This window comes from Persephonella sp., from assembly GCF_027023985.1.
GTDB lineage: Bacteria > Aquificota > Aquificia > Aquificales > Hydrogenothermaceae > Persephonella_A.
This window is the reverse complement of record NZ_JALVTW010000033.1, coordinates 73,580-96,460: the sequence shown is the minus strand read 5'-3', so window position 1 is coordinate 96,460 and position 22,881 is coordinate 73,580. Positions and strand designations below refer to the sequence as shown.

26 protein-coding genes are annotated in these 22,881 nt (G+C 35.4%); 20 read left to right on the top strand and 6 right to left on the bottom strand.

Annotation, left to right across the window (positions count from 1 at the left end; genetic code table 11):
• Positions 1–25: 25 nt before the first annotated feature.
• From MVE07_RS08675 to MVE07_RS08665, 3 genes are read left to right on the top strand one after another with little or no spacing between them, the layout of a single operon-like run.
• Positions 26–826, top strand: a complete 801-nt coding sequence (locus MVE07_RS08675) for an ABC transporter ATP-binding protein (protein WP_297456368.1) — start codon at positions 26–28, stop codon at positions 824–826.
• Positions 827–872: 46 nt separating this feature from the next.
• Complete coding sequence (thrC, locus tag MVE07_RS08670) at positions 873–1,937, top strand: threonine synthase (protein ID WP_345781549.1); 1,065 nt, start codon at positions 873–875, stop codon at positions 1,935–1,937.
• Positions 1,934–2,866: a ketopantoate reductase family protein gene (locus MVE07_RS08665; RefSeq protein ID WP_297456364.1), complete on the top strand. Its 933-nt coding sequence runs from the start codon at positions 1,934–1,936 to the stop codon at positions 2,864–2,866. Before thrC ends, MVE07_RS08665 begins: the two co-directional genes overlap by 4 nt.
• Here MVE07_RS08665 and MVE07_RS08660 read toward each other — a convergent pair.
• Positions 2,861–3,382, bottom strand: coding sequence for a hypothetical protein (locus MVE07_RS08660; protein ID WP_297456362.1), 522 nt, complete (start codon positions 3,380–3,382; stop codon positions 2,861–2,863). The two genes, MVE07_RS08665 and MVE07_RS08660, sit on opposite strands and share 6 nt — an antisense overlap.
• A gap of 103 nt (positions 3,383–3,485) precedes the next feature.
• Between MVE07_RS08660 and rph the strand changes: the two genes are divergently transcribed.
• Genes rph through MVE07_RS08625 form a run of 7 tightly spaced genes read left to right on the top strand, consistent with a single transcriptional unit; the run spans position 3,486 to position 9,664 of the window.
• Positions 3,486–4,271: a ribonuclease PH gene (gene rph, locus MVE07_RS08655; RefSeq protein ID WP_297456360.1), complete on the top strand. Its 786-nt coding sequence runs from the start codon at positions 3,486–3,488 to the stop codon at positions 4,269–4,271.
• On the top strand, positions 4,271–5,563 hold the full coding sequence (locus tag MVE07_RS08650) for an adenylosuccinate synthase (protein WP_297456358.1): 1,293 nt from the start codon (positions 4,271–4,273) through the stop codon (positions 5,561–5,563). The genes rph and MVE07_RS08650 overlap by 1 nt, the downstream gene beginning before the upstream one ends.
• A gap of 12 nt (positions 5,564–5,575) precedes the next feature.
• Positions 5,576–5,866, top strand: coding sequence for a hypothetical protein (locus MVE07_RS08645; protein WP_297456356.1), 291 nt, complete (start codon positions 5,576–5,578; stop codon positions 5,864–5,866).
• 7 nt (positions 5,867–5,873) lie between these two features.
• Positions 5,874–7,451 (top strand): hypothetical protein, encoded by a 1,578-nt coding sequence (locus MVE07_RS08640; protein ID WP_297456354.1) that lies wholly within the window; start codon positions 5,874–5,876, stop codon positions 7,449–7,451.
• Complete coding sequence (locus MVE07_RS08635) at positions 7,448–7,822, top strand: HEPN domain-containing protein (RefSeq protein ID WP_297456353.1); 375 nt, start codon at positions 7,448–7,450, stop codon at positions 7,820–7,822. Before MVE07_RS08640 ends, MVE07_RS08635 begins: the two co-directional genes overlap by 4 nt.
• On the top strand, positions 7,819–9,408 hold the full coding sequence (locus MVE07_RS08630) for an NAD(P)H-hydrate dehydratase (RefSeq protein ID WP_297456350.1): 1,590 nt from the start codon (positions 7,819–7,821) through the stop codon (positions 9,406–9,408). The genes MVE07_RS08635 and MVE07_RS08630 overlap by 4 nt, the downstream gene beginning before the upstream one ends.
• A 49-nt stretch (positions 9,409–9,457) precedes the next feature.
• A complete protein-coding gene (locus tag MVE07_RS08625) occupies positions 9,458–9,664 on the top strand; it encodes a hypothetical protein (protein WP_297456348.1) in 207 nt (68 codons plus the stop codon).
• Positions 9,665–9,763: 99 nt separating this feature from the next.
• Here MVE07_RS08625 and MVE07_RS08620 read toward each other — a convergent pair whose 3' ends face one another.
• Both MVE07_RS08620 and MVE07_RS08615 read right to left on the bottom strand, forming a co-directional pair.
• Positions 9,764–10,342: a hypothetical protein gene (locus tag MVE07_RS08620; RefSeq protein ID WP_297456346.1), complete on the bottom strand. Its 579-nt coding sequence runs from the start codon at positions 10,340–10,342 to the stop codon at positions 9,764–9,766.
• A 3-nt stretch (positions 10,343–10,345) separates the two neighbouring features.
• Entirely contained in the window at positions 10,346–12,166 is a 1,821-nt protein-coding gene (locus MVE07_RS08615) for a TonB-dependent receptor (protein WP_297456344.1), read from the bottom strand.
• A gap of 123 nt (positions 12,167–12,289) precedes the next feature.
• Between MVE07_RS08615 and MVE07_RS08610 the strand changes: the two genes are divergently transcribed.
• Positions 12,290–13,006, top strand: coding sequence for a DUF481 domain-containing protein (locus tag MVE07_RS08610; protein WP_297456342.1), 717 nt, complete (start codon positions 12,290–12,292; stop codon positions 13,004–13,006).
• Positions 13,007–13,020: 14 nt separating this feature from the next.
• Here the strand turns inward: MVE07_RS08610 and tkt are convergent, their stop codons facing one another.
• A complete protein-coding gene (gene tkt / locus MVE07_RS08605) occupies positions 13,021–15,009 on the bottom strand; it encodes a transketolase (RefSeq protein ID WP_297456340.1) in 1,989 nt (662 codons plus the stop codon).
• A gap of 190 nt (positions 15,010–15,199) precedes the next feature.
• Here tkt and moeB point away from each other — a divergent pair, with 190 nt between their 5' ends.
• From moeB to pdxA, 6 genes are read left to right on the top strand one after another with little or no spacing between them, the layout of a single operon-like run.
• Positions 15,200–16,018 carry a molybdopterin-synthase adenylyltransferase MoeB gene (gene moeB / locus MVE07_RS08600; protein ID WP_297456338.1) on the top strand — a complete coding sequence of 273 codons (819 nt, stop codon included), beginning with the start codon at positions 15,200–15,202 and terminating at the stop codon, positions 16,016–16,018.
• Positions 16,019–16,027: 9 nt separating this feature from the next.
• Positions 16,028–16,270, top strand: coding sequence for a sulfurtransferase TusA family protein (locus MVE07_RS08595; RefSeq protein WP_029521792.1), 243 nt, complete (start codon positions 16,028–16,030; stop codon positions 16,268–16,270).
• Entirely contained in the window at positions 16,267–16,569 is a 303-nt protein-coding gene (locus MVE07_RS08590; protein ID WP_297456334.1) for a DsrE family protein, read from the top strand. Before MVE07_RS08595 ends, MVE07_RS08590 begins: the two co-directional genes overlap by 4 nt.
• A 10-nt stretch (positions 16,570–16,579) precedes the next feature.
• The gene (locus MVE07_RS08585; protein ID WP_297456332.1) at positions 16,580–16,930 is read left to right on the top strand and encodes a DsrE family protein; all 351 of its coding nucleotides are present in this window, start codon (positions 16,580–16,582) and stop codon (positions 16,928–16,930) included.
• Complete coding sequence (locus MVE07_RS08580; protein ID WP_297456330.1) at positions 16,924–17,166, top strand: sulfurtransferase TusB; 243 nt, start codon at positions 16,924–16,926, stop codon at positions 17,164–17,166. The genes MVE07_RS08585 and MVE07_RS08580 overlap by 7 nt, the downstream gene beginning before the upstream one ends.
• Positions 17,160–18,125, top strand: coding sequence for a 4-hydroxythreonine-4-phosphate dehydrogenase PdxA (pdxA, locus tag MVE07_RS08575; RefSeq protein ID WP_297456328.1), 966 nt, complete (start codon positions 17,160–17,162; stop codon positions 18,123–18,125). The genes MVE07_RS08580 and pdxA overlap by 7 nt, the downstream gene beginning before the upstream one ends.
• Here pdxA and MVE07_RS08570 read toward each other — a convergent pair.
• Together MVE07_RS08570 and MVE07_RS08565 are read right to left on the bottom strand one after the other, a co-directional pair.
• Positions 18,112–18,807, bottom strand: a complete 696-nt coding sequence (locus MVE07_RS08570) for an anaerobic ribonucleoside-triphosphate reductase activating protein (protein WP_297456326.1) — start codon at positions 18,805–18,807, stop codon at positions 18,112–18,114. The genes pdxA and MVE07_RS08570 overlap by 14 nt on opposite strands.
• A gap of 23 nt (positions 18,808–18,830) precedes the next feature.
• Entirely contained in the window at positions 18,831–20,663 is a 1,833-nt protein-coding gene (locus tag MVE07_RS08565) for a ribonucleoside triphosphate reductase (RefSeq protein ID WP_345781550.1), read from the bottom strand.
• 148 nt (positions 20,664–20,811) lie between these two features.
• On the opposite strand from MVE07_RS08565, the gene MVE07_RS08560 reads away from it, so the two are divergent.
• The 3 genes from MVE07_RS08560 (at position 20,812) to rpmA (ending at position 22,734) form a co-directional block, all read left to right on the top strand.
• Complete coding sequence (locus MVE07_RS08560) at positions 20,812–22,086, top strand: chloride channel protein (RefSeq protein WP_297456322.1); 1,275 nt, start codon at positions 20,812–20,814, stop codon at positions 22,084–22,086.
• Between the two features lie 82 nt (positions 22,087–22,168).
• Positions 22,169–22,462: a 50S ribosomal protein L21 gene (gene rplU / locus MVE07_RS08555; RefSeq protein WP_029519913.1), complete on the top strand. Its 294-nt coding sequence runs from the start codon at positions 22,169–22,171 to the stop codon at positions 22,460–22,462.
• Between the two features lie 14 nt (positions 22,463–22,476).
• Positions 22,477–22,734: a 50S ribosomal protein L27 gene (gene rpmA / locus MVE07_RS08550; protein WP_029519912.1), complete on the top strand. Its 258-nt coding sequence runs from the start codon at positions 22,477–22,479 to the stop codon at positions 22,732–22,734.
• Positions 22,735–22,881: the final 147 nt, after the last annotated feature.

Below are 22,881 nucleotides of genomic sequence, written 5' to 3'. Positions count from 1 at the left end.
TAAGAATATAGTAAAATAACCTATTATGCAGGCTAAAAAGAAAAAAATTCAGGTAAAAAATCTTACAAAAAAGTTTGGAGACAGGCTTGTCCTGAAAGGTATATCCTTTGATGTTTATGAAGGAGAAATATTTGTTCTTATGGGGGGTAGTGGTAGTGGAAAAAGCACCACTATAAAACATATAATTGGTCTCTTAAAGCCAACCAGTGGTCAGATTATTGTTGACGGAACAGATATAACAAAACTATCAGATAAAGAGCTCATAGATTTTAGGAAGAAAATGGGTTATCTATTTCAGGAAGGAGCCCTTTTTGATAGCTTAAAAGTCTGGGAAAATGTTGGATTTTATTTTCTGGAAAATACTAACATGCCTGTAAAAGAAATTTACAAACTGGCACAGAAAAAATTAGCCCTTGTAGGTCTAAAAGGGATAGAAGAGCTTTATCCTTCTGAGCTTTCAGGTGGTATGAGGAAAAGAGTATCCCTTGCAAGAGCTATCTCAACAGACCCTGAAATAGTTTTATATGATGAACCGACTTCAGGTTTAGACCCTGTAACAAGTGCAATGATAGATAAACTAATCATGGGATTGAGAGATAGAATAGGAGTTACTTCTATAGTGGTTACCCATGACCTTGATAGTGCATTTGGCATAGCAGATAGAATAGCAATGATACATAAAGGAAAAATATATGCTATAGGAACACCGGAAGAAATCAGGAACAATCCAGACCCAATAGTTCAACAATTCATAAACAGAAAAGCAGAGGGACCTATAACAGAAGAGCTCTATAAAGAGATGAATTTAGAGAGCACCGGAAAATGATATAATAATCACTCTAATAATTTCTGGAGGATTACAAAATTTGGGCTTGTGTAAATGGGAAGGAATCATTAAAGCTTATAAAGAGTATTTACCTGTTACAGAAAAAACCCCTATAGTTACACTTCATGAAGGAAACACGCCACTGATAGAAGCCCCAAATCTTGCTAAAAAAATAGCTCCAGATTTAGACCTGAAAATATATCTTAAATATGAAGGTCTCAATCCAACAGGTTCCTTCAAAGATAGAGGTATGACCCTTGCCATATCAAAGGCAAAAGAAGCAGGAAAAACAGCTGTAATATGTGCTTCCACCGGAAATACATCAGCCTCAGCAGCAGCTTACGCAGCAAGGGCAGGAATGGATGCCTATGTAATTCTTCCTAAAGGTGCTGTTGCTCTTGGAAAGCTTTCTCAGGCTATGGTTTATGGAGCAAAAATAATAGCCCTTATGGGAAATTTTGATGATGCCTTAAGTATTGTTCGTGAAATCGGTGAAAAATTCCCTGTAGAAGTTGTAAACTCTGTAAACCCATTTAGAATAGAAGGTCAAAAAACAGCATCATTTGAAATAATAGATGTTCTTGGAGATGCCCCGGATTTTCATTTTATTCCTGTAGGAAATGCAGGAAATATAACAGCTTACTGGAAAGGATACAAAGAATACCATCAGGCAGGAAAGTCAAAAAAATTACCCCATATGATAGGCTGGCAGGCAGAAGGAGCAGCACCGATAGTAAAAGGCTTTCCTATAAAAAATCCTCAGACTATAGCAACTGCAATTAAGATAGGAAATCCATATAGCTGGCAACCTGCACTTAAGGCTGCACAGGAAAGTAACGGATTTATAGATGCCGTATCTGATGAAGAAATATTGGAAGCTTATAGACTTGTGGCTTCTTCAGAAGGTGTATTTTGTGAACCGGCATCAGCAGCATCAATTGCAGGTGTGATTAAATCTTATAGAAGAGGATTATTCAAAGGCGGCGAAACAATAGTCTGCACCCTTACAGGAAACGGACTAAAAGACCCGGATACAGTAATAAAAGCCAGTGAAAAACCAATAGAATTACCACCAAACCTTAACGAGATTGCAAAATATCTGGGATTATGAAAATAGCAGTTTTCGGGCTTGGAGCCCTTGGCATTGCATTTGCAACATTTTTAAAAAAAGCAGGTGCCACAATTTACGGTATTACTAAGTCAGAATACCTAAGTAGATTTCTTGATAACACCCTATGTGTAACAGGTATATGGGGAAATCATCAGGTTAAATTAGATGGTATTACAGATAAACCGGAAACTCTGCCACCAGTGGATTTTGTAATACTTACCGTTAAATCTTATGATACGGCAAAGGCTTTAGAACAGCTTTCTCCTTTGATGAAAAATGAAACTCTACTTGTTGTTGCCCAAAACGGATACGGGAATTATGAACAGGCAGTTGAAAGGTTTGGAGAAAATAAGATTTTGCTTGCAAGGGTTATTTTTGGCTCAAAAGTCATAAATGGAAATTGTGCAGAAATCACCGTTAATGCAGATGATGTCAGGATTGGAGACCCTTCAGGGACAATTCCACAGGAAAAAATACTTCCTCTAATCAATCTCCTTAACAAAGAGGGAATTCCGGTATCTTATGCCCCGGATGTTTATCAAATACTATGGGATAAAATTCTTTATAACTGTGCACTTAATCCGCTGGGAGCATTACTTGAGTGCAATTACGGTAGTCTTGCAGAAAATCCGGAAACCAGGAAAATTATGAACAATATCATTTATGAAATATTTGAAGTTACCAAGGCAAATAACATAAAGCTAAACTGGAAATCTCCAGAGGAATACGTAAAAAATTTTTATGAAAAACTAATTCCTCCAACGGCAAAACATTATCCATCTATGTATTATGACCTGAAAGCAGGTAAAAAAACAGAAATAGATGCCCTTAATGGTGCAATAGTAAAGCTGGCAGAAAAGAAGGGGCTAAAAGCCCCTGTTAATGAAACGATAACTGAGCTAATTAAATTTAAAGAAAATCAGTTATAGATTGTGCTTTTCTTTTTGCTTTTGAATTAATCTGTTTAATCTTTCAGACAGATTTTCAAGTTCTTTTAAAAGGAAATTATATTCCTGCTGTAGTTTTACCTTTTCTTTTTCCAGTTCTTCCTCTTTTTCTAATAGTTTATCTTCTTCAAAAATTAAATCCTGGTATTCTGAACGCAGTTTTTCAATTTCTTCCATGAGCTGAGTAGCTTTTGCAACCAATTTATCCCTTTCTTTTAGATATTTTTCATATTCCCTTGGACTATCTGCCTGTTGAAGAAGTTTTCTGTGCTTTTTAATTTTTTGTCTTGTTTCATGTAGTTCATGCTCTAATTCTCTAATCCTGCGGGAAAGTTCAATAATTTTTACTTCTTTCTGAGTTAATTCATTTCTTACAGAAATCAGTTGTTTGTCAATTTCTTCTAATTTTTTTGAAACCTGTTCCATATGCTTTTCAATAGACTCCAGCCTTTTACTAAGTTTGGCTGTTTCATTTGAAAGTGCTTTTAATTCTCTCATTGTGCCCTCCTTTTTTTATTTACAACATATTACCTTTAATTTAACTTTTCAATGGATAGTTATGATAAAATTTTGTGTTTGTAAAAATGATTGGAGGTTTGTCTTGCGTCCAGACGGAAGAAGTCCAACTCAACTGAGACCTGTAAAAATCGTTAGAGATTTTAACATCTATGCAGAAGGTTCTGTCCTTATTGAGATGGGAAATACCAAAGTAATAATAACTGCTTCTGTAGAAGAAAAAGTTCCTCCATTCCTTAGAGGAACAGGACAGGGATGGATAACTGCTGAATATGCAATGCTCCCAAGGTCTACAGAAAGTAGAAATATAAGAGAAGTTGTTAGAGGTGCACCATCTGGCAGAACACAGGAAATTCAAAGGCTAATCGGAAGGTCATTAAGGGGTGTAGTTGACCTGAAAAAATTAGGAGAAAGAACCCTCTGGGTTGATTGTGATGTTATTCAGGCAGATGGCGGAACAAGGGTTGCCTCTATAACAGGAGCATTTATAGCTGTTGCTGACGCCATGATAAAAATAACAGAAAACGGTGTAGTTCAACAAAATCCCCTTAAAGACTATGTGGCTGCAGTTTCTACAGGGGTTGTAGGAAAAGAAGTGGTTTTAGACCTGAACTTTAAGGAGGACTCAGCTGCAAAGGTTGATATGAACCTTGTTATGACAGGAAGCGGAAATTTTGTTGAGATACAAGCAACAGGAGAGGAATACTCCTTTACACAGGAAGAGTTTGACAAAATGCTTGAATATGGAAAATTGGGGATTAAGAAACTTATACATATACAAAAACAATTTATTGAAGGAATGCCATCTATTGGCCACTGGAAAAGAAAAGATATTAAAGAGTTCGTTTATACTGATACAGGAGGAAATTAATGGGTAATAGCCTTGTTATCCTTGGCTCCCAATGGGGAGATGAAGGAAAAGGTAAAATAGTTGACCTTTTAACCCCTGATTATGATTATGTTGTTAGATATCAGGGTGGTAGTAATGCAGGGCATACAGTTATCGTAGGAGATAAAAAATACGCACTGCATCTAATTCCTTCTGGAATTCTCAGAGAAGGTAAAAAAAATCTAATCACAAATGGTGTTGTTGTTGCCCTTGAAGAGCTTATAGCTGAAATGGACAAAGTAAAGGACGTAGTCGGCGATGACTTTAAAGGAAGGCTTTTTATAAGCGATAGGGCACATATAGTTTTTCCATACCATAAAATCCTTGATGGACTTTCAGAAAAGAAAAAAGGTAAAGACAAAGTAGGAACAACTCTAAAAGGTATAGGCCCTGCTTACATGGCAAAGTATGCCAGAACTGGCATAAGAATGGTTGACCTGTTTGACCCTCCATATTTTAAAAACAGACTTGAAAGTGCGTTAAATGAAGCCAAAGAGATAGCAGAAAAGATATACGGAGAAACATTTGACCTGACTGTAGATGAAGTTTATTCAGACACAATGAGAATGTTTGAAAAAGTTCATGAACTTGTGGCAGATACATCTTTAATGCTACATAATGCTCTGTCAAAAGGGGAAAGAGTTTTATTTGAAGGTGCACAGGGAACAATGCTTGATATAGATATGGGAACATATCCTTATGTTACTTCTTCCAATGCTTCTGCTTTAGGTCTGTGCAATGGGACGGGAGTTTCTCCAAAACTAATAGGACAGGCAAAAGTTTATGGAGTAAGTAAAGCCTATGTTACAAGGGTGGGTGCAGGGCCATTCCCAACAGAGCTAAATGATGGAATAGGCCAGAAACTCAGAGACGAAGGGAATGAATACGGAACAACAACAGGTAGACCAAGAAGATGTGGCTGGCTTGACCTTGTAGCCCTTAGATTTGCAGCAAGAATAAATGGAATGGATGGTCTTATAATTACAAAACTTGATGTTTTAGACCATTTTGATGAAATAAAAGTTGCTGTTGCTTATGAGTATGAAGGCCAGATAATAAAAGATTTCCCTGCATCTTTAAAAATATTGGAAAACTGCAAACCTGTATACAAAACCCTTAAAGGTTGGGATAAAAGCACATTTCGTTTAAAAGATAAATCACAACTCCCGGCAGAAGTATGGGATTTTATAAACACAATAGAAGAAGAAACAGGAGTTCCTGTAGTGATGCTCTCCACAGGGCCAGAAAGAAGTGAATATATCTGGCTTAAATAGGAGGTGTTAAAAATGGATGAAGCTGCAAAACTAAGACTAAACCAGGGCACTCCTGAAAGTGTATTATCACAGGTTGGAGACCTCCACTCAACAGATATTTTGATACTGCTTATTCTTATTCTTGTGGCAGGGATAGGTAGCTATGTAATTATGGTGATAAAAAACAATAAAAAACCTCCTGAGGAAAGAAGGTCTAATTTTGCACTGTTTTTAATAGCGCTTAATATAGGATTTTTTACCGTTGTTTTGTTTTTTGTTTACAGGGTAGTATTTATAGGACTTAAATATTTAATGTCCCAGTAGGAGAAAGATGGAAATAATACAGAAGCACATAAAAGACCGTAAAAAAATAGATTTAGCTGTAGAGAACTCCATAAATTTTATAAAGGAAGAAGCATCAAAGTTTCCTTCTGTTGAAGAGCTAGTCTCAGACAGCAACCGCTTTTTTGAAGAAAGAAAATCAGTAGTCAGGTTCGTAAATCAGGAATTTAAACACAAAAAATTCAATAAATGGGAAATTCGGCAGGCAGTCATTGATATATTTGATAGACTGGAGCTTAATCCTGAAGAAGACACTCCGGAGAAAATAATATTTATGCTATTTACCGATGCACTTAGTGAGTTACAACCAACACCTGCACCTCTGGTATTTTTCTATCAGGGAACACCGCTTGTAAAAAAACACGGAATAATCATTGATTTTAATCTTTTACCTGAACTTATGCAAAAAATTGAGGAATTAGATGCTACCAAAAAACACCAGCTTGTTTTAGAGCTTTTCCCTGATGATGAAATTGTAAGGGAAGGAGTTTCACTTAAACTTGCCCAGCTTAATTTCCTAATACTTAATCTGTTTGACAAGGTTTTGTATGAAGAAATAATTCCCTTTGAAAAGGTTGTTATCCAAAAAGAAGGAAAACTTACAATAGATAAAAATATTATTCTATTTGGAATAGTTTCTGTTTTTGCTTCCCTTTATGAGATATTTACAGGAGAAAAACAGCAATTCAAAGGCAGTTTCTACACCGCAGAATTTTCAAAAATGTTTGTAAAAATCAAGCATTTTGTTAAAAAGCAGGTTGAAGATAAAGATGAATTTTTATATCTGCTAACTGTTTCTTATTATGAAGAGGCAGGAATTGAAAACAGGCTTGTTACCATAAGGGATTATGAAACCCAGAAAAATGTTTTTGAAGAAAGCCTGCGTAGGCAAGACGTAGATACATTTGAAAAAATAGAATCAATATTCTGGCTTCTTGGAATAGAAAATGTTAATCCGGTTTTACTGATTAGATATTATAACGGGGATGACATAATATATTATCTGTTTGAATTATTCAGGCAGGCACAGGATGAAGGCTTCAGCACAGGTGAGTTTATAGGTAGTATGAAACTTTTTCTTAAAAAGCTATTCAGATATCCATATCTTTCAAAAGGCTATCTCAATAAAAAAACACTGGACAAACCTGTAAATATTTACTACGGAGAGGATAACACCTTTAAAGCAGATTATCTATACTTCACACAAAGATATGAAGAATTCCTTGAAACTCCAAAGGAAAGTAATGATGACAATCGTTTAAAAGAGCTTTTTGCAAAGTATTTCACAAAACAGATTTCCGAAGATGAGCTTGTAGGCTGGCTGGCTTTAATAAAATCAAATGAAGGGGAATTTTTCTATCATCTATTTAGTAAGACACTTGATAATATTCCACAACAAAATCCTTATAAATATGTTGCTGACCTTTACAATGTTAAAGCTTCCCATCAGGACATATTTAATATTATTGGGGAAGAAGGCACATATACCTTGATTTTAAGACTGCTTGGATTTTATCCTTTTGATAACACATTAAAAAATCTTTCAGATTTGAGGTTTCAGCTATGAGGGAGGAGTTTTTTAAAACGGGGGAAAATGAATTAAATGAAGCCCATGAACTATTAGAGATTGATTTTTGTGATGATGGGCTTGTTTTTTTTCATCTTCAAAATGCCACAAGGGCACTACTAAAAGCACTCGGATTAAGCTACGGCCTTGACGTTGAAAAGGTGGGTTCAATCAGAAATCTAATTGATTTAATAAGACAGAAAACCACTGTAAAATTTCCAGACTGGATAGAGCAAATCATAGAGCTGGAAGAACTTTCTATGTCAGATGGCTGTGCTGCGTCTATATGCTATGACTACGACATGTATGGTGATATTGTTGAAGCGGTAGATGCCCTTTATGAATTTGTGAAGGAGCAGATTAAGGGATGAAATTATTAAAAGCCAGCGAAATGGCTTTTGCAGATGAAAATACAATAAAGCTGACAGGAATTCCATCCCTTGTTTTAATGGAAAATGCCGGTAGAACAGCAGCCCAGATAATCCTTGAAAAAAAGGATTTTAACTCTGCAGTTGTTGTTGCAGGAAGCGGAAATAACGGTGGAGATGGACTGGTAATAGCCCGTTATCTGCTCCTTGCCGGTAAAGATGTAAAAGTTTTTATACTATCAGATACTACTAAAAAGCTATCAGAAGACAACAGGAAAAATCTGGAAATATTTGAAACCTTCGGCGGTTCAGTTCTTCTGATAGGAAAAGATAAACTTGGTAAGCTAAGAAACGCAATAAAAACTGCTGATATAGTGGTTGATGCCATTTTTGGCACTGGATTTAAGCCACCTGTAAAAGGCTATAGAGAAAAAGCGATTGAAATTATAAACAACTATGCAAAATATGTGGTAGCAGTTGATATACCATCAGGACTGTCAACAGATACAGGAAAAATAGAAGGGGTTCACACAAAAGCTAATATAACAATAACCTTTGCTTATCCAAAAGTTGCCCATGTTTTGTATCCTGCCTGTGAGTTCTGCGGAGATATTTATGTGGTTGATATATCCATAGACCATCAGTATTTAAAAGAAATCCATAGATATCTGCTTGAGCCTGCAGAACTTGTTTTACCTGAAAGAAAGAAAAACAGCCACAAGTATACCTATGGTCATTTGCTTGTAATTGGCGGTTCAAAAGGCAAAACAGGTGCACCTATTATGGCTGCAAAATCTGCAACTGCAGCCGGTTCAGGACTGGTTTCTGTAGTGGTTCCTGAAGAACTTGATACTATATTTGAAATAGCCCTGATAGAAGAAATGAGTATTCCTGTTGATAGCAAAGATGGAACGTTTGGAAGAAAAGCTGCTGACCAGATTAAACAGATTATCAAAAACGGCAAATTTACATCTATAGCTATTGGTATGGGAATGTCTGTAAATCAATATACAATACAGGTTGTGGAAAGAATTTTAAAAGAAAAAATGCCTGTTGTTATTGATGCTGATGGGCTAAATAACTTTGTCAAAATAGACGGATTTAAAAATCTTCTGCAAAAAAGAAGATATCCAACGGTGCTAACACCACACATTGGAGAGATGTCCAGATTAACAGGTATTTCAACAAAAGAAATACTGGACAATATGGAAGATGTAGCCAGAGAGTTTTCCACAGAAACAAAAACATATGTGGTTCTTAAAGGTTCACGGACAGTAATCTCAACCCCAGAAGGCAAAGTTTATTACTCAATCCGTGGAAATGAAGGAATGGCAACAGCAGGCACAGGAGATGTTCTTGCAGGTATTCTGGGAACTATGGTTTATAGGCTTGGTGCAAAAGAAGGAACCAAAACAGGTGTTTATCTCCATGGACTTTCAGGGGATATAGCAGCCAGACACATAAATAAAGAAAGTATGAAGGCAACAGACCTTATCAAATTCATTCCAGACGCTTTAGACCTCTTCCAAAACTATCAAGAAAAATATACCTTCTATAAACATATAGACCCCCTCAAAGAAATCCTTTAGTTTCTGTCATTTTCATTGTCAGGCTAATTTATTGGGTTATAATTAATTTATGGAAGGTTTAAAAAATATTGCCAATGAGCTTGGTAAAACATTTTTTAATATTGCTGTTGCTATTTTGGTATTTGTGCTTTTACAACCTTTTGTAAAAGGAGAGTTGACAAAATCTTTAGTAGGCACAGCTTTTATAGGTATATCTTTCTCTCTTTTAATTGGTTCTATTCTTCTATATTTTGGAGGAAGTAAAGATGACAGTTGAAGAATATTTTGCGACAATTATTGCAATGTTAGTTTTTATTGGAATAACGGCAACAGCCATTCTCGCTTATCTAATAAAAAGAGCTGAAAAGAAAAAATCCTAAACTCTCCTTATCCTAAATGACCTGATTAAAAGGATAATTATCACTATTTCAACAAATAACAGAATAAAATGCAGATAATAGACCTTATCCTGATTTGTTGTAATTCCAAGAAAATATTCCAGACTACGATAAAAAATAAAAGAAATTACCAGTCCAGATAGATATCCAGCCTGTTTATAGATATCAACTAAGGATAAAAATTTTTTCTTTTTTAAAAAAATTGTTTCAGTTCTTACCAGATAAGAGCCAAATACAAAAGTTAGTTGATATCCGGCATAAACAAGCAAAGCAGTTGTGTATGTGTAAGGCTTTATCAAAAAATAACTAACTAAAAACAGAATAATGATCTCAACAAGCAAGGATATAAAAAAGAATATTTTCAGGTTCATCAATTTTTCATAAAATTTGGCAATTATAAGCATTCCAATAGCAAGTAAAACGCCCCCTACCGAGTAGATAGAGGGCTTAAGAGGAGCATATATTGTGAATATTGAACCTATTGAAAGGCCTGTGAAAAGTGAATTAACAAACTTATACCAGAAGTATCTCCTCGGATATAAACGGGTTATTCTCATCTATCACCATTTCAGCTGCATACCTGCATATAAACTTCTATCCGGTGTAGCATAACCTGCAACAGTCTGGTAAAACTTGTCTGTTATGTTATCCAGCTTTACATAAGCGAGCAAGTATTTGTTTATATTAAAGTTAGCAAAAGCATTTATAACTGTGTAGTAGCCGGTTTCTCTATTACCTGAATCTTTTCTTTTATCAACATATAATCCTGAAAATCCTATATTTATCGCTTCGGCTGGATACCAGATAACGTCAAAACCAAGCTGGTGTAATGGTCTTCCTGCAAGCCTTTTTCCTGTTTTTGGGTCTTTAGAGTCTAAATAGGTATAGTTTAGTCTTAAAAATGTATTTAAAAGATTAATGTATCTAGAGTATGAAGCATCAATTCCTTTTATTTTTGTTTTACCGGGAATATTTTGATATTTACTTGTGGCAAAATCATAATCAATCATATCTCGTATAGAGTATTTAAAGTAGCTTATGCTAAATCCTTTATATCCTGCCCCAATATCCCATTGGATAGAATTTTCTGGCTTTAGATTTTCATTTCCCCAATAAGGATTGAAAAGCTGATCTATTGTAGGCACGTTATACCCTGTTCCCCAGTTTGCGGATATATATAAATCTTTATCAAAAAGATATTTTGCTCCTAATTTCCATGTGGTTTTGTCTTTGAAGGCAGAATAGCTGTCGTGTCTAATAGACTGGGAAAGGTAAAATCTATTAATTTTTGAAAGGTTTGTTAGATAAATCCCATTGTTGTGGTATCTGGAAAGTTTTGGTGCAGAATATCCATCTTTACTTTGGATAAAATCCTGTCTGGAAAATCCAAATTTTACAAATCCAAAGGAGTAGTTAAATTTATTCTTTGCTGTATATTCCCTATACTCTCCCTCATATCCGCCGTATTGGGTTCTGTTGAACTTAGATTTTGCAAATAAAAAGGTAAGATGATTATTTTTCAATTTTTTATCATACTGTAGTTTATAAAATTTCTGGCTGTAATGGTTAAAATATTCACTTGGATAACCTAAACCGAAAGGATCATCATAATTCTTTGCATCAACGGCAGCTGCAGCATCATAATGTATAACCGCATCTATATTTTTCACCACAGCTTCAACCCTGTCCTTTGGCGTAATATTCCAGCCCATTTTAAAGTTAATAGTTTCATTTCTGTATGGGTCTCTTTCGTATCCTGCCTCATCCCATCTTTTGTTAAAAGGCTCTGCAGCAGAAAATCCGGAAGTTCTAAACCAGTGATATCCAAGAATCATATCTATTTTTTCATTGGCATAAGAAAGAGTTATACCTGCTTTCTTTGTGTTGTAATCTCCGATAAGTCCTGAGGTTTTCAAATGAAAACCCTTTTCAGGTTTTTGAGTAACAATATTAATCACTCCACCTACAGCATCAGTACCCCATACACCAGACTGGACACCTTTCACTATTTCTACTCTCTGGATATCGTCCATCATAAGAAGTTCATAAGCGGCTGATTGGTTTGGGGTTGTAAAATCATTTGCCCTAATACCATCGATATATAAAACAGTCCTTTTAGGGTTAGTTCCCCATAGATATATAGAAGTTATCTGACCAAATCCACCGTTTGAGCTAAAAGCAAAACCATTTTTATTAAAAATGGTATTCTTAAAATCAAATGGATGTTTTTCGTTTATTTCTTCTTCTGTTATCACATCCACAGGAGAGGTTATCTGGGAAATTCCTGATTCTGTCCCATAACCGGATTCAACTTTTATATTTTCCAGCTGATAGGCAAAAGCCGGAAATGAAAGCAACGCTGAGATTAAAACTTTTTTCATTCTGACCCTCCTTATTGCTAATGCAAATATTTTGCAATTATTATACCTGTGTTGAAACTTTTTTTCATTTTTTATAGGATAGGGAGATATCTCTCAGGGAGGGAAAAATATACGGAGGTAAGAATGTTTAAGAAGATTTTATTAAGCAGTCTTTGTTTGTCAACGGTTGTATTTGCAGCGGAACAACAAAAGGATTTTGAGATGCATGGTGAACTTTCTTATGTAAAAACATCCGGAAATTCGGACACAGAAACCTTCGCCACAAAAATTGAAGCTAAGAAAAAACTGGAACTTAACCGTCTTTTTGGTAAAGGTGAGTTTTTATATGGAAAGACAGATGATAAAGAAAATACAAATAAACTTTATCTTCTCGGTAGATGGGAGAAGCTTTTAAGTGATAGATTATTTATCTTTCTGCAAGGTGACTATTTAAGGGACAAGTTTTCCGGTTATGACTACCAGACAACATGGTCGGCAGGTTTTGGTTATGACATTATTAAAACTAAAAAGCATTATTTAAAAGGGCTTGCTGCTTTAGGTTGGACATTTGAGGATTTTAAAACAGGCGGTAGCGATGATTATACTACCGGAACAATTGAGCTTGATTATAACTGGCAGATTTTGGATAACTTAAAATTTATTGAGGAATTTAAATACAGAGTTAATTTAGAGGATACCGAAACATACTTTATAAATTCTGATACTGGAATTCAGGTTAAGATCAATTCCCATTTTTCCCTTGGGGTTGGTTATAGAATTGCTTATCAAAACAATCCCCCTTCTGATGACATAGAAAAAACAGATACAACTTTTCTTACTTCATTAATTATTGATTATTAAAAAGCCGGGAGAGATTAATCTCCCAGCAGTTCTTTTGCTTTATTTGCAACATTTTCAGGAGTAAATCCAAATTTTTCCATAAGAACATTACCCGGAGCTGATGCACCGAAACTTTCCATACCTACCACTGCACCATTTTCTCCGACAATTTCTTTCCACCCAAGTGATGAGCCAGCCTCAACTGCAAGTTTTGGGATTTCTGGAGGAAGAATAGATTTTCTGTATTCCTCAGGTTGTTTAAAGAATAACTCCCATGAAGGCATTGAAACAACCCTAATCTTTTTACCTTCATTTCTTAGTATCTCAGCAGCTCCAAGACATACATGAACTTCCGAACCTGTTCCAATTAGGATGATATCAGGATTGTCATCATCTTCTAATATATATGCTCCTTTTTGAACACCATTTTTTATGTCATATTTTTGAGGGTCTAAAACCGGAACATTTTGCCTTGTAAGAACAAGGGCAACCGGTTTTTTCTCTTTTATGGCAATTTTCCATGCTTCAACAGTTTCATTAGCATCAGCAGGTCTTATAACTGTGAGATCTGGCATTACCCTAAAACTCATAAGATGTTCTATAGGCTGGTGTGTTGGACCATCTTCACCAACACCGATACTGTCATGGGTATAGACAAATATAGAATGAACACCCATTAATGCAGCAAGTCTTACAGATGCTCTCATATAATCAGAGAAAACAAAAAATGTTGCACCAAAAGGAATTAGTCCACCATGGAGAGCCATTCCGTTAACAGCGGCTCCCATTGCGTGTTCTCTGATTCCAAAATGAATATTTCTTCCTGAAGGAGAATCACAATAAAATTCGCCTTTACCTTTCAAAACAACTTTATTAGATGAAGCAAGGTCTGCAGAGCCACCTATTATATTAGGAATTTTGTCTGCAAGTGCATTTAATGTTTCTCCTGAAGCAGACCTTGTAGCTATTTTTTTTGATGTATCTGTATAAACCGGCAGTCCTTCATCCCAGCCTTCAGGTAGTTCTCCTTTTATGAATCTTTCAAACTCAACTGCCAGTTCAGGATAAGCTTTTTTATACTCTTCAAACATTTTATTCCATTGTTCTTCTAGTTCTCTTCCTCTGTCTATTGCTTTTCTAAAGTGATTTAGAGCCTCTTGTGGGATGTAGAACATTTTATCTTCAGGAAATCCTAAAGCCTTTTTAGTGGCTCTTGCCTCCTCTTCAGATAAAGGTGCTCCGTGAACAGCAGGATTGTCCTGTTTAGGCGAGTGCCAGCCTATATGGGTTTTTACCCTGATTAAAGAAGGTCTTTCTTTTTCATCTTGAGCTGCTTTTATTGCACCGTAAATTGCATCTAAATCTTCTCCGTTTGGAACAGTAATCACATGCCAGCCATGAGCTTTAAATCTAAGCTCTATATCTTCATTCCATGTAATATCTGTTGGACCATCTATAGTAATATGGTTGTCATCATACAGGTATATAAGCTTCCCGAGTTTCAATCTTCCTGCCAGTGCAGCTGCTTCCGAGGATATGCCCTCCATTAAATCTCCATCAGAGACAATAGCATAGGTGTAGTGGTCAACTATATTAAACCCTTCCCTGTTAAAGTAGTTTGCAAGGAAACATTCTGCAATTGCCATTCCTACACCCATTCCAAATCCCTGTCCAAGGGGACCTGTTGTGGCTTCAACACCGGGAGTATGTCCATATTCAGGGTGTCCAGGGGTTTTGCTTCCCCATTGTCTAAACCTTTTAAGTTCTTCCAGAGGCAAATCATATCCATAAAGATGAAGTAATGAATAAAGCATTGCAGATGCATGTCCGGCAGATAAAATAAATCTGTCTCTGTTAAACCAGTTTGGGTTTTGGGGGTTATGTTTCAAAAACTTATCCCACAGAACATAAGCCATAGGTGATGCACCAAGGGGCATTCCCGGGTGTCCTGATTTTGCTGTCTGAATCTGGTCTAATGATAGAACTCTGATTGTGTTAATACACAGCCAGTCAATATTTTCCATTTATCCTCTTACCTCGTTGAAATTTTTATCAATAAAACTATTATAAACTTTTTATGGTTAATAGATACTATGAAAAAACGCAGTTTTTTTAAGGTTTTGCGGGGTTTAAGATTCATTGAATTTTTAAATAAGTTGATATATCATATAGCCTTATATATTTCTACATATATTCCTTTTGTGAGGTGGTTAAATGTCTTTCCAATTTACTGAAGAGCAAATAAAAAGATATAGCAGGCATATAATACTCCCAGAGGTTGGAGGAAAAGGTCAGCAAAAACTCCTCCAATCAAAAGTCCTTGTTGTTGGAGCAGGTGGATTAGGTTCACCGGCTTTATATTACCTGGCGGCAGCAGGGGTTGGAACAATAGGAATAGTTGATTTTGATGTTGTTGATTTTTCAAATCTCCAAAGGCAAATACTCCACAACACAGAAAGGGTAGGTAAACCAAAAGTAGAATCGGCAAAAATGACCCTTGAAGCCTTAAATCCGGATGTTAAGGTAATCGCATACAATGAAAAAATTCATAAAGGCAATGTCCTGGATATTATCAAGGATTATGATGTTGTCCTGGATGGCTCAGATAACTTCCCAACAAGATTTCTTGTAAATGATGCATGTTATTTTCTTGGAAAACCGCTTGTATCAGCAGCTATACTGAGATTTGAGGGACAGCTAACAACATTTGATTATAGAGATAAAGAAAATTCACCATGCTATAGATGTCTTTTCCCTGAACCTCCACCTCCGGGACTTGTTCCATCATGTCAGGAAGCAGGTCTTTTAGGTGTAGTAGGTGGAATAATGGGAACACTTCAAGCAAATGAAGCACTTAAGCTTATACTGGAAATAGGAGAACCACTTGTTGGAAAACTACTTGTTTTTGATGCCCTGACAACTGAGTTTAATATTGTTAAATTAAGAAAGGACAAAAAATGTCCTCTCTGCGGAGAAAACCCGACAATTAAAGAACTTATTGAATATGACCAGGCCTGTGATATCCATTTTTAAGGAGGAAAGATGTCTGAGATAAAGGTTGATAGAGAACTGGATTTAAAAGGTGAGGTTTGCCCATTTACTTTTGTGAAAAGCAAGTTAATAATGGAACAGATGGAGCCTGGACAGGTTCTCAGGGTAATCCTTGATTATAAACCTTCTGTAGAAAATGTGCCTAAAAGTATGAGAGAAGAAGGTCAGGAAGTTCTTGAGATAAACCAGATAGGTGATAATCTCTGGGAAGTTATTGTAAGGAAGGTAAAATGAATCTGTTAATCATAATGGCGAGTAATCCATATTCACATGATTTTAATACCGCTGTTAAGCTTGCGGCAGCATCTTTAGAAAGAAACCATAAAACAAGAATATTTTTTATGGGTAATGGTATTTACTCAATAGTTCGCCCTGAGATAAAAGAATTGGTAGATAAAGGGGCACAGGTCTATTATTGTGCCCATAATGCAGAACAGAGGAAAATTAAACCGGAAGAATGGGCAGAAAGTAGCAGTATGTATGGTCTTTCTAAACTAATCACGGAAGCAGACAAAGTTATAATGCTCTCCTAATGGTGAAAAAATGGCAAAGAAAAAAGTAGTTGTAATAATAAAATCAAATCCTTTCAGCTGGAAAGCCTTTGAAGCTCTCAGACAATCAGTCGGATTATCAATGGAACATTCCCTATCGGTAATATTCCTTAAAGATGGCGTTTACACCCTTACAGATTGGAAACCACAGATGATAGGGATAGAACCTATTGACAAATCTATGGAAGCCCTTGGCATGATGGAAGCCAATGTGATAGCAGAGGAAGAGGCAATAAGGGAAAGGGGAATAAAACCAAAAGAATGGCCGGTTGAAGTGCAGATAAAGCCAAAAGATGATATCTGTGAAATAGTCAAAGAAGCTGAGGTGGTGATAACATGGTGAATAATCTGTGGATAATAAAAAGACCTGCTGATTTTCCGGAAGCTGATATGCTTGAAGAAGATGATATGATTATTCTTATACAGGATGCCGTTCTAAGGGTGCCTTATATAGATAACTGGGCTGCTTGCAAAGAGGATGCCCTTGCCAGAAATATAAGAATTCCTGAAGATAAACTCCTTGAATACACAGAAATAATAGATATTATTGAGAAGGCAAATAAAGTAATTGTATGGTAAAGATAGCTATCTCCCTTGGTGACCCTGCCGGTATTTCACCTGAAATTTTAGTAAAAGGAGGCCAAAATTTACCTGAAGCCTCTTATGTTATTTATGGAAGCCAAAAAGCCATTGAAAAAGCTAAAGAGATAACAGGCCAAAATTTTGAATACACCTTAATATCATCTCCTGAAGAAGCCAATCGAAAAGGATTTTTCCTGATAAATATTTATGATAAAGATTTCCAGATAGGAAAACCCAATATAAAATCCGGTAAAGCAGCTGTTTTATTTTTGGAAAATGCAGTAAAAGATATACTTAGAAAAAAAGCTGATGCCCTTGTAACACTTCCCATATCAAAACAGTATGTTATGGAAGCAGGCTTTAGATTCGCAGGGCATACAGATTATCTTGCCCATGTTTCAGGTGTAAAAAATTACATTATGATGCTTATGTGTGATGAGTTGAAGGTTGCACTGGCAACAACCCATATCCCCCTGAAAGATGTTCCTAAAACTATTAAAAAAGAAAACCTAATCTCAAAGATAAAACTACTGGATAAAGAACTTAAAAATAAATTTAGAATAAACTCCCCTAAAATAGCTGTTCTGGGACTCAATCCCCATGCAGGAGATGGAGGAAATATAGGAACAGAAGAAATAGAAATTATCCAGCCTGCGATAGATACCCTGAAAAAAGAAGGTTTTAATGTAGTGGGAGCTTTATCAGCAGATACAGCCTTTAACCGTAGAGATGAATTTGATGCATATTTTGCCATGTATCATGATCAGGGATTAATTCCTCTAAAGCTTTTATGTTTCAAAAAAGCAATTAATATTACCCTGGGGCTTCCTTTTATCAGGACATCCCCAGACCACGGAACAGGTTTTGATATTGCAGGTAAAAATATTGCAGACCCATCATCTTTTGTGGAAGCCGTTAAACTGGCATATAAACTTGCCACAATTAATTCCTTATAGCAACATTAGGACAGAATTTTTTAAGCTGATTTTTTAAGTTTTCAATCTCTTTTTGAGAAAATCCTGTTTTTTCTTTGAACTCTTGCGATACCAGTGAATCTGAAGGATTAAAATTTTGCAAAACATATTTTTTGCTGTTTTTTATCATCTGGCATATCTGTAAGATTTCCTTTAAGGAGTGAAAACTTTTTATAAGCGTTGTTCTAAACTCATAATCTAGCTTGGAATTTTTTATTAGTTCCACAGATTTTAAAATTTTTTCGGTGTCGGTCTCTACACCGGTAATTTCTTTGTATTTACTGATAGGGGCTTTTATATCCATTGCTATGTAATCCACAAGGTTATTTTCTATTATTTCTTTTAGAATTTCAGGATTTGAACCGTTAGTATCAAGCTTGACACTAAATCCCAGAGATTTTATTTTCTTTATAAAGGGAATAAGGTCTGCAAAAATGGTAGGCTCTCCTCCTGTAATCACAACACCTTGTAGTTTTCCTATTCTGTTTTTGAGAAACTGGAAAACTTCTTCATCCGGTATCGTGAAAGAAAAATATTCAGGTAGAACCAGTTCTCTGTTATGGCAGTAACCACATCTGAAATTACAACCCTGAACAAATAAAACAGCAGATAGTTTTCCTGGAAAATCTATCAAAGAGAATTTTTGAATTCCGGCTATTTTCATTTCTTTCTCCAGTTCTATATTTTTTATAAAAAGGCCTCCCGGGGAGGGAGGAATGGGGAGAGGGGGATTTTATATCCTTTTCTATTTTTAAATTCTTCTTTTTTCCCATCATTCCACTGTTTAACAGGCCTAAAATATCCGACTATACGGGAGTATATTTCTGTTTCTTCTCCACACTCCGGACAGTTTTCATGTTTTCCTGAGATATATCCATGAACCGGACATACGCTGAATGTAGGTGTAATAGTAAAGTAAGGTAGATGATAATTCTCGCATACGAATTTAACAAAATTTTTAACCGATTCTGTATCTGAAATTTTTTCTCCTAAGAAGAAATGTATTACCGTTCCACCTGTATATTTTGTTTGCAGACTATCCTGATGGTCTAAAACAAACACAGGGTCGTCGCTATAGTAAACAGGCAGATGTGTAGAGTTGGTATAATACGGGGCAGCGCCGTATTCTTTGTATTCTTTCTCATTTGCTACAACAATATCAGAGAATGACTCTTTATCTATCTTCGCCAGTCTGTAAGATGCTCCTTCTGCCGGAGTTGCTTCCAGATTGTAATTGTTTCCCGTTTCCATCTGGAATTTTATAAGCTTTTGATTTATAAACTCCAGAATCTTTTCTGCAAATTCTTTTCCTTCCGGTGAAGCTATACTTTTTCCAAACAGATTAATACATGCTTCATTCATACCTATTATTCCTATTGTTGAAAAATGGTTCTGCCAGTATTTTCCTGTTTGGGATTTTATGCTTCTTAGATAAAATTTTGAGTAAGGATAGAGGCCTTTGTCTGTTAGTTCTTCAAGGAAGTTTCTTTTGATTTCTAGACTTTTTTTCGCTAATTCCAGCAGATTATTAAGTCTGTCAAAGAATTCTTCTTTATTTTTAGATAAATAACCAATTCTTGGCAGATTTATAGTCACAACTCCTATAGAACCTGTTAATGGGTTTGCACCAAACAGACCTCCTCCTCTTTTCCTTAATTCCCTGATATCCAGTCTAAGCCTGCAGCACATACTACGGGCATCATTTGGGTCTAGATCTGAGTTTATGAAGTTTGCAAAATAGGGAATACCGTATTTGCCTGTAATCTCCCATAGCTTTTCCAGAACCGGATTATCCCAATCAAAATCCTTTGTTATATTGTATGTAGGGATAGGGAATGTAAATACTCTACCGGAAGCATCCCCTTCTGACATTACCTCAAAAAAGGCTTGGTTTATCATATCCATTTCTTTCTGGAATTCTTTGTATTTTTCTTTTTTTATTTCTCCACCTATTACGACATATTGGTCTGCATAAGGGGAGTTTTCTGCTTTCAGGTCAAAGGTTAGATTAGTGAATGGTGTCTGAAATCCAACCCTTGTTGGAACATTAAGATTAAAGACAAACTCCTGAATAGCCTGTTTTACTTCTTTGTAAGAAAGCCTATCATATCTAACAAATGGTGCAAGTAATGTATCAAAGTTTGAAAATGCCTGCGCACCGGCAGCTTCCCCCTGCAAAGTATAAAGAAAGTTAACTATCTGTCCTAGTGCAGAGGTAAAATGTTTTGGAGGGTTACTTTCTATTTTTCCATAAGCACCTTTAAAACCTGTTATAAGCAGGTCATATAAATCCCAACCAACGCAGTAAACACTTAGATTTTGAAGGTCGTGTATATGAAAATCTCCGTTTTTATGGGCTGATGCCACTTCTTTAGGATAAACATTATTAAGCCAGTAATCTTTTGTTATTTCCGAAGAAATATAAAAGTTTAATCCTTGCAGAGAATATGTTGTGTTGCTATTTTCATAAACTCTCCAGTCTAATTTTTTCAGGTAGCTGTCTATCAGGTGTGTATTCATATTCATGACACCCTCCTAAATATAGTATTAAATTTTTAATACCACTACATATAGTATAGTGATACTAAAAAGTGCTGTAATTGATTTCTATCAATCCTTGATTTTTAGGAAGATGTAAAGGGATAAAATCTTTGCTAAACTAACAACTATGCGTAAAGAAATGGAAAGTCTCAAAGAGTATAAAATAGTTTTTTACGATATTTTCAAATGGAGTTTTATTTCTATCTTTAAAGGGCTTGTTGTTGGTTTCGGTGTCAGTCTTTTTCTTATGATGCTTGAAAAATTCTCTGTTTTTGTAAGGAATTATCCTTTCCATGTGCCATTTTATTTTTTCTTACCATTTGCTATGGGAATAAGTGCTTTTATAGTCTATAAAACACTTCCTGAAGCAGAAGGAGATGGAACAGAAGATATTATACGGGATGCTGTGGAAGATAACAAAAGACTTAATATATTTACTTTTACAGTAAAACAGGTTGCCACTATTTTAACAATTGTTTTTGGTGGTTCAGCAGGAAAAGAAGCTCCATCTGCTCAAATCGGAGGATATATTTCTCTTGTTTTTTCAAGAATACTTAAATTTTCCTATGCTGATCGGATTTTAACAATAATAACAGGAGTCAGTGCCGGTTTTGCTGTTGTATTTGGTGCCCCTATTGCCGGGGCAATATTTGCTATAGAAGCTTTTTTTGCAGGTAGAATTTTATGCCGTGTTTGTGTTCCTGCATTTATCTCTGGTTTTGTTGCATTTTGGGTAATGAAATTGCTTAATGTCCCATATATTTATAAACCAATAGAAATAGAGTTTGTTCCGGATTTATGGCAATTAGCACAGCTTGGTAAAGTAATACTTGCCGGTATATTCTTTGGTTTAATTTCCTATTTTGTAATAATAGCTATGGAATATGCCACAAAATTTGCCCGTGTAATTATTATAAATCCATTTTTTAAAGGTATGTTTGGTGGAACAATAATTGTTGTATTGGCTACTATTTTTGGTTCTGAGTATTTGGGGCTTGGTGTAGATATTATCGCTTTGAGTTTAAATCCAGAGTATCATGCTTCTATTTTTGAGCCTGTTTTAAAAATACTCTTTACTGCTTTAACACTTGGTTTTGGAGGAAGTGGTGGTTTTGTAACACCTATATTGTTTGTAGGGGCTACTTCCGGAAATTTCTTTGGACATTTAATTGGAGATAACGCAGCCCTTTTTGCTGCAATTGGTTTTGTTGCAGTTTTATCAGGTTCAACAAATACCCCAATAGCTTCTACAATACTGGCTGCTGAACTTTTCGGTGCAGATGTGATTCATTATGCTGCCATTGCATCTTTAATCTCGTATTTAGTATCATCTAAGAAATCTGTATTCTCCAGAGAGATTATTGATTTGATTAACAAAAGATTTAAAAAACATTATCCATAACTATTATCTTCTTGATAATAAAAAACTTTTGTAATAAAATATTTTTTTGCTTTAAATAGGAGACCAAGGAGGTATTCGCAGAATGTATGCAGTTATAAAAACAGGTGGAAAGCAGTATAAAGTAGAACCGGGAATGCTTGTAAAAGTTGAGAAATTATGTGCAAATCCAGGGGAAACAGTTGAACTTGATGCTGCTCTTATAAGAGATGATGAAGGAAATATAAAAACAGAAGGAAAAGTTGAAGCAGAAGTTGTAGAGCACGGAAAACACAAAAAAGTGCTTGTATTCCATTTTAAAAGAAAGAAAAATTACAAAAAATTAAATGGCCACAGACAGCCATATACTTTAATCAAAATTAAAGACATTAAGGCTTAAAGGAGGATTTTAATATGGCTTCAAAGAAAAGTGGTGGTTCAGCTAAGAACGGTAGAGATAGTTTTAGTAAAAGACTTGGTGTCAAAAGATATGATGGTCAGGTTGTAAAAGCAGGAAATATCCTTGTAAGACAAAGAGGAACAAAAATATATCCAGGTAAAAATGTAGGTCTTGGAAAAGACTATACACTGTTTGCCCTTATTGATGGAGTTGTTAAATTTGAAAGATCAAAAGGTAAAAAAGTTGTTTCTGTATATCCATTAGACGCTTAAAAGGGGAAGTTTTTCCCCTTTTAAATTTTCTCTGCAACTCGTTTATCTAATTTTCAAATCAAACTATAAATTAAACATTTTCTTAAGATAAATTATTTTAACAGTGTTTTACAAAATTATTCTAAAAGAATAATTCTATTGGAATAA

Excerpts from the sequence above, each read along its gene's own strand:
- MVE07_RS08675 (WP_297456368.1), top strand. The coding sequence starts at position 26 with ATGCAGGCTAAAAAGAAAAAAATTCAGGTAAAAAATCTTACAAAAAAG.
- MVE07_RS08665 (WP_297456364.1), top strand. The coding sequence starts at position 1,934 with ATGAAAATAGCAGTTTTCGGGCTTGGAGCCCTTGGCATTGCATTTGCA.
- MVE07_RS08660 (WP_297456362.1), bottom strand. The coding sequence starts at position 3,382 with ATGAGAGAATTAAAAGCACTTTCAAATGAAACAGCCAAACTTAGTAAA.
- MVE07_RS08650 (WP_297456358.1), top strand. The coding sequence starts at position 4,271 with ATGGGTAATAGCCTTGTTATCCTTGGCTCCCAATGGGGAGATGAAGGA.
- MVE07_RS08645 (WP_297456356.1), top strand. The coding sequence starts at position 5,576 with ATGGATGAAGCTGCAAAACTAAGACTAAACCAGGGCACTCCTGAAAGT.
- MVE07_RS08640 (WP_297456354.1), top strand. The coding sequence starts at position 5,874 with ATGGAAATAATACAGAAGCACATAAAAGACCGTAAAAAAATAGATTTA.
- MVE07_RS08635 (WP_297456353.1), top strand. The coding sequence starts at position 7,448 with ATGAGGGAGGAGTTTTTTAAAACGGGGGAAAATGAATTAAATGAAGCC.
- MVE07_RS08630 (WP_297456350.1), top strand. The coding sequence starts at position 7,819 with ATGAAATTATTAAAAGCCAGCGAAATGGCTTTTGCAGATGAAAATACA.
- MVE07_RS08625 (WP_297456348.1), top strand. The coding sequence starts at position 9,458 with ATGGAAGGTTTAAAAAATATTGCCAATGAGCTTGGTAAAACATTTTTT.
- MVE07_RS08620 (WP_297456346.1), bottom strand. The coding sequence starts at position 10,342 with ATGAGAATAACCCGTTTATATCCGAGGAGATACTTCTGGTATAAGTTT.
- MVE07_RS08615 (WP_297456344.1), bottom strand. The coding sequence starts at position 12,166 with ATGAAAAAAGTTTTAATCTCAGCGTTGCTTTCATTTCCGGCTTTTGCC.
- MVE07_RS08610 (WP_297456342.1), top strand. The coding sequence starts at position 12,290 with ATGTTTAAGAAGATTTTATTAAGCAGTCTTTGTTTGTCAACGGTTGTA.
- tkt (WP_297456340.1), bottom strand. The coding sequence starts at position 15,009 with ATGGAAAATATTGACTGGCTGTGTATTAACACAATCAGAGTTCTATCA.
- moeB (WP_297456338.1), top strand. The coding sequence starts at position 15,200 with ATGTCTTTCCAATTTACTGAAGAGCAAATAAAAAGATATAGCAGGCAT.
- MVE07_RS08595 (WP_029521792.1), top strand. The coding sequence starts at position 16,028 with ATGTCTGAGATAAAGGTTGATAGAGAACTGGATTTAAAAGGTGAGGTT.
- MVE07_RS08590 (WP_297456334.1), top strand. The coding sequence starts at position 16,267 with ATGAATCTGTTAATCATAATGGCGAGTAATCCATATTCACATGATTTT.
- MVE07_RS08585 (WP_297456332.1), top strand. The coding sequence starts at position 16,580 with ATGGCAAAGAAAAAAGTAGTTGTAATAATAAAATCAAATCCTTTCAGC.
- MVE07_RS08580 (WP_297456330.1), top strand. The coding sequence starts at position 16,924 with ATGGTGAATAATCTGTGGATAATAAAAAGACCTGCTGATTTTCCGGAA.
- pdxA (WP_297456328.1), top strand. The coding sequence starts at position 17,160 with ATGGTAAAGATAGCTATCTCCCTTGGTGACCCTGCCGGTATTTCACCT.
- MVE07_RS08570 (WP_297456326.1), bottom strand. The coding sequence starts at position 18,807 with ATGAAAATAGCCGGAATTCAAAAATTCTCTTTGATAGATTTTCCAGGA.
- MVE07_RS08565 (WP_345781550.1), bottom strand. The coding sequence starts at position 20,663 with ATGAATACACACCTGATAGACAGCTACCTGAAAAAATTAGACTGGAGA.
- MVE07_RS08560 (WP_297456322.1), top strand. The coding sequence starts at position 20,812 with ATGCGTAAAGAAATGGAAAGTCTCAAAGAGTATAAAATAGTTTTTTAC.
- rplU (WP_029519913.1), top strand. The coding sequence starts at position 22,169 with ATGTATGCAGTTATAAAAACAGGTGGAAAGCAGTATAAAGTAGAACCG.
- rpmA (WP_029519912.1), top strand. The coding sequence starts at position 22,477 with ATGGCTTCAAAGAAAAGTGGTGGTTCAGCTAAGAACGGTAGAGATAGT.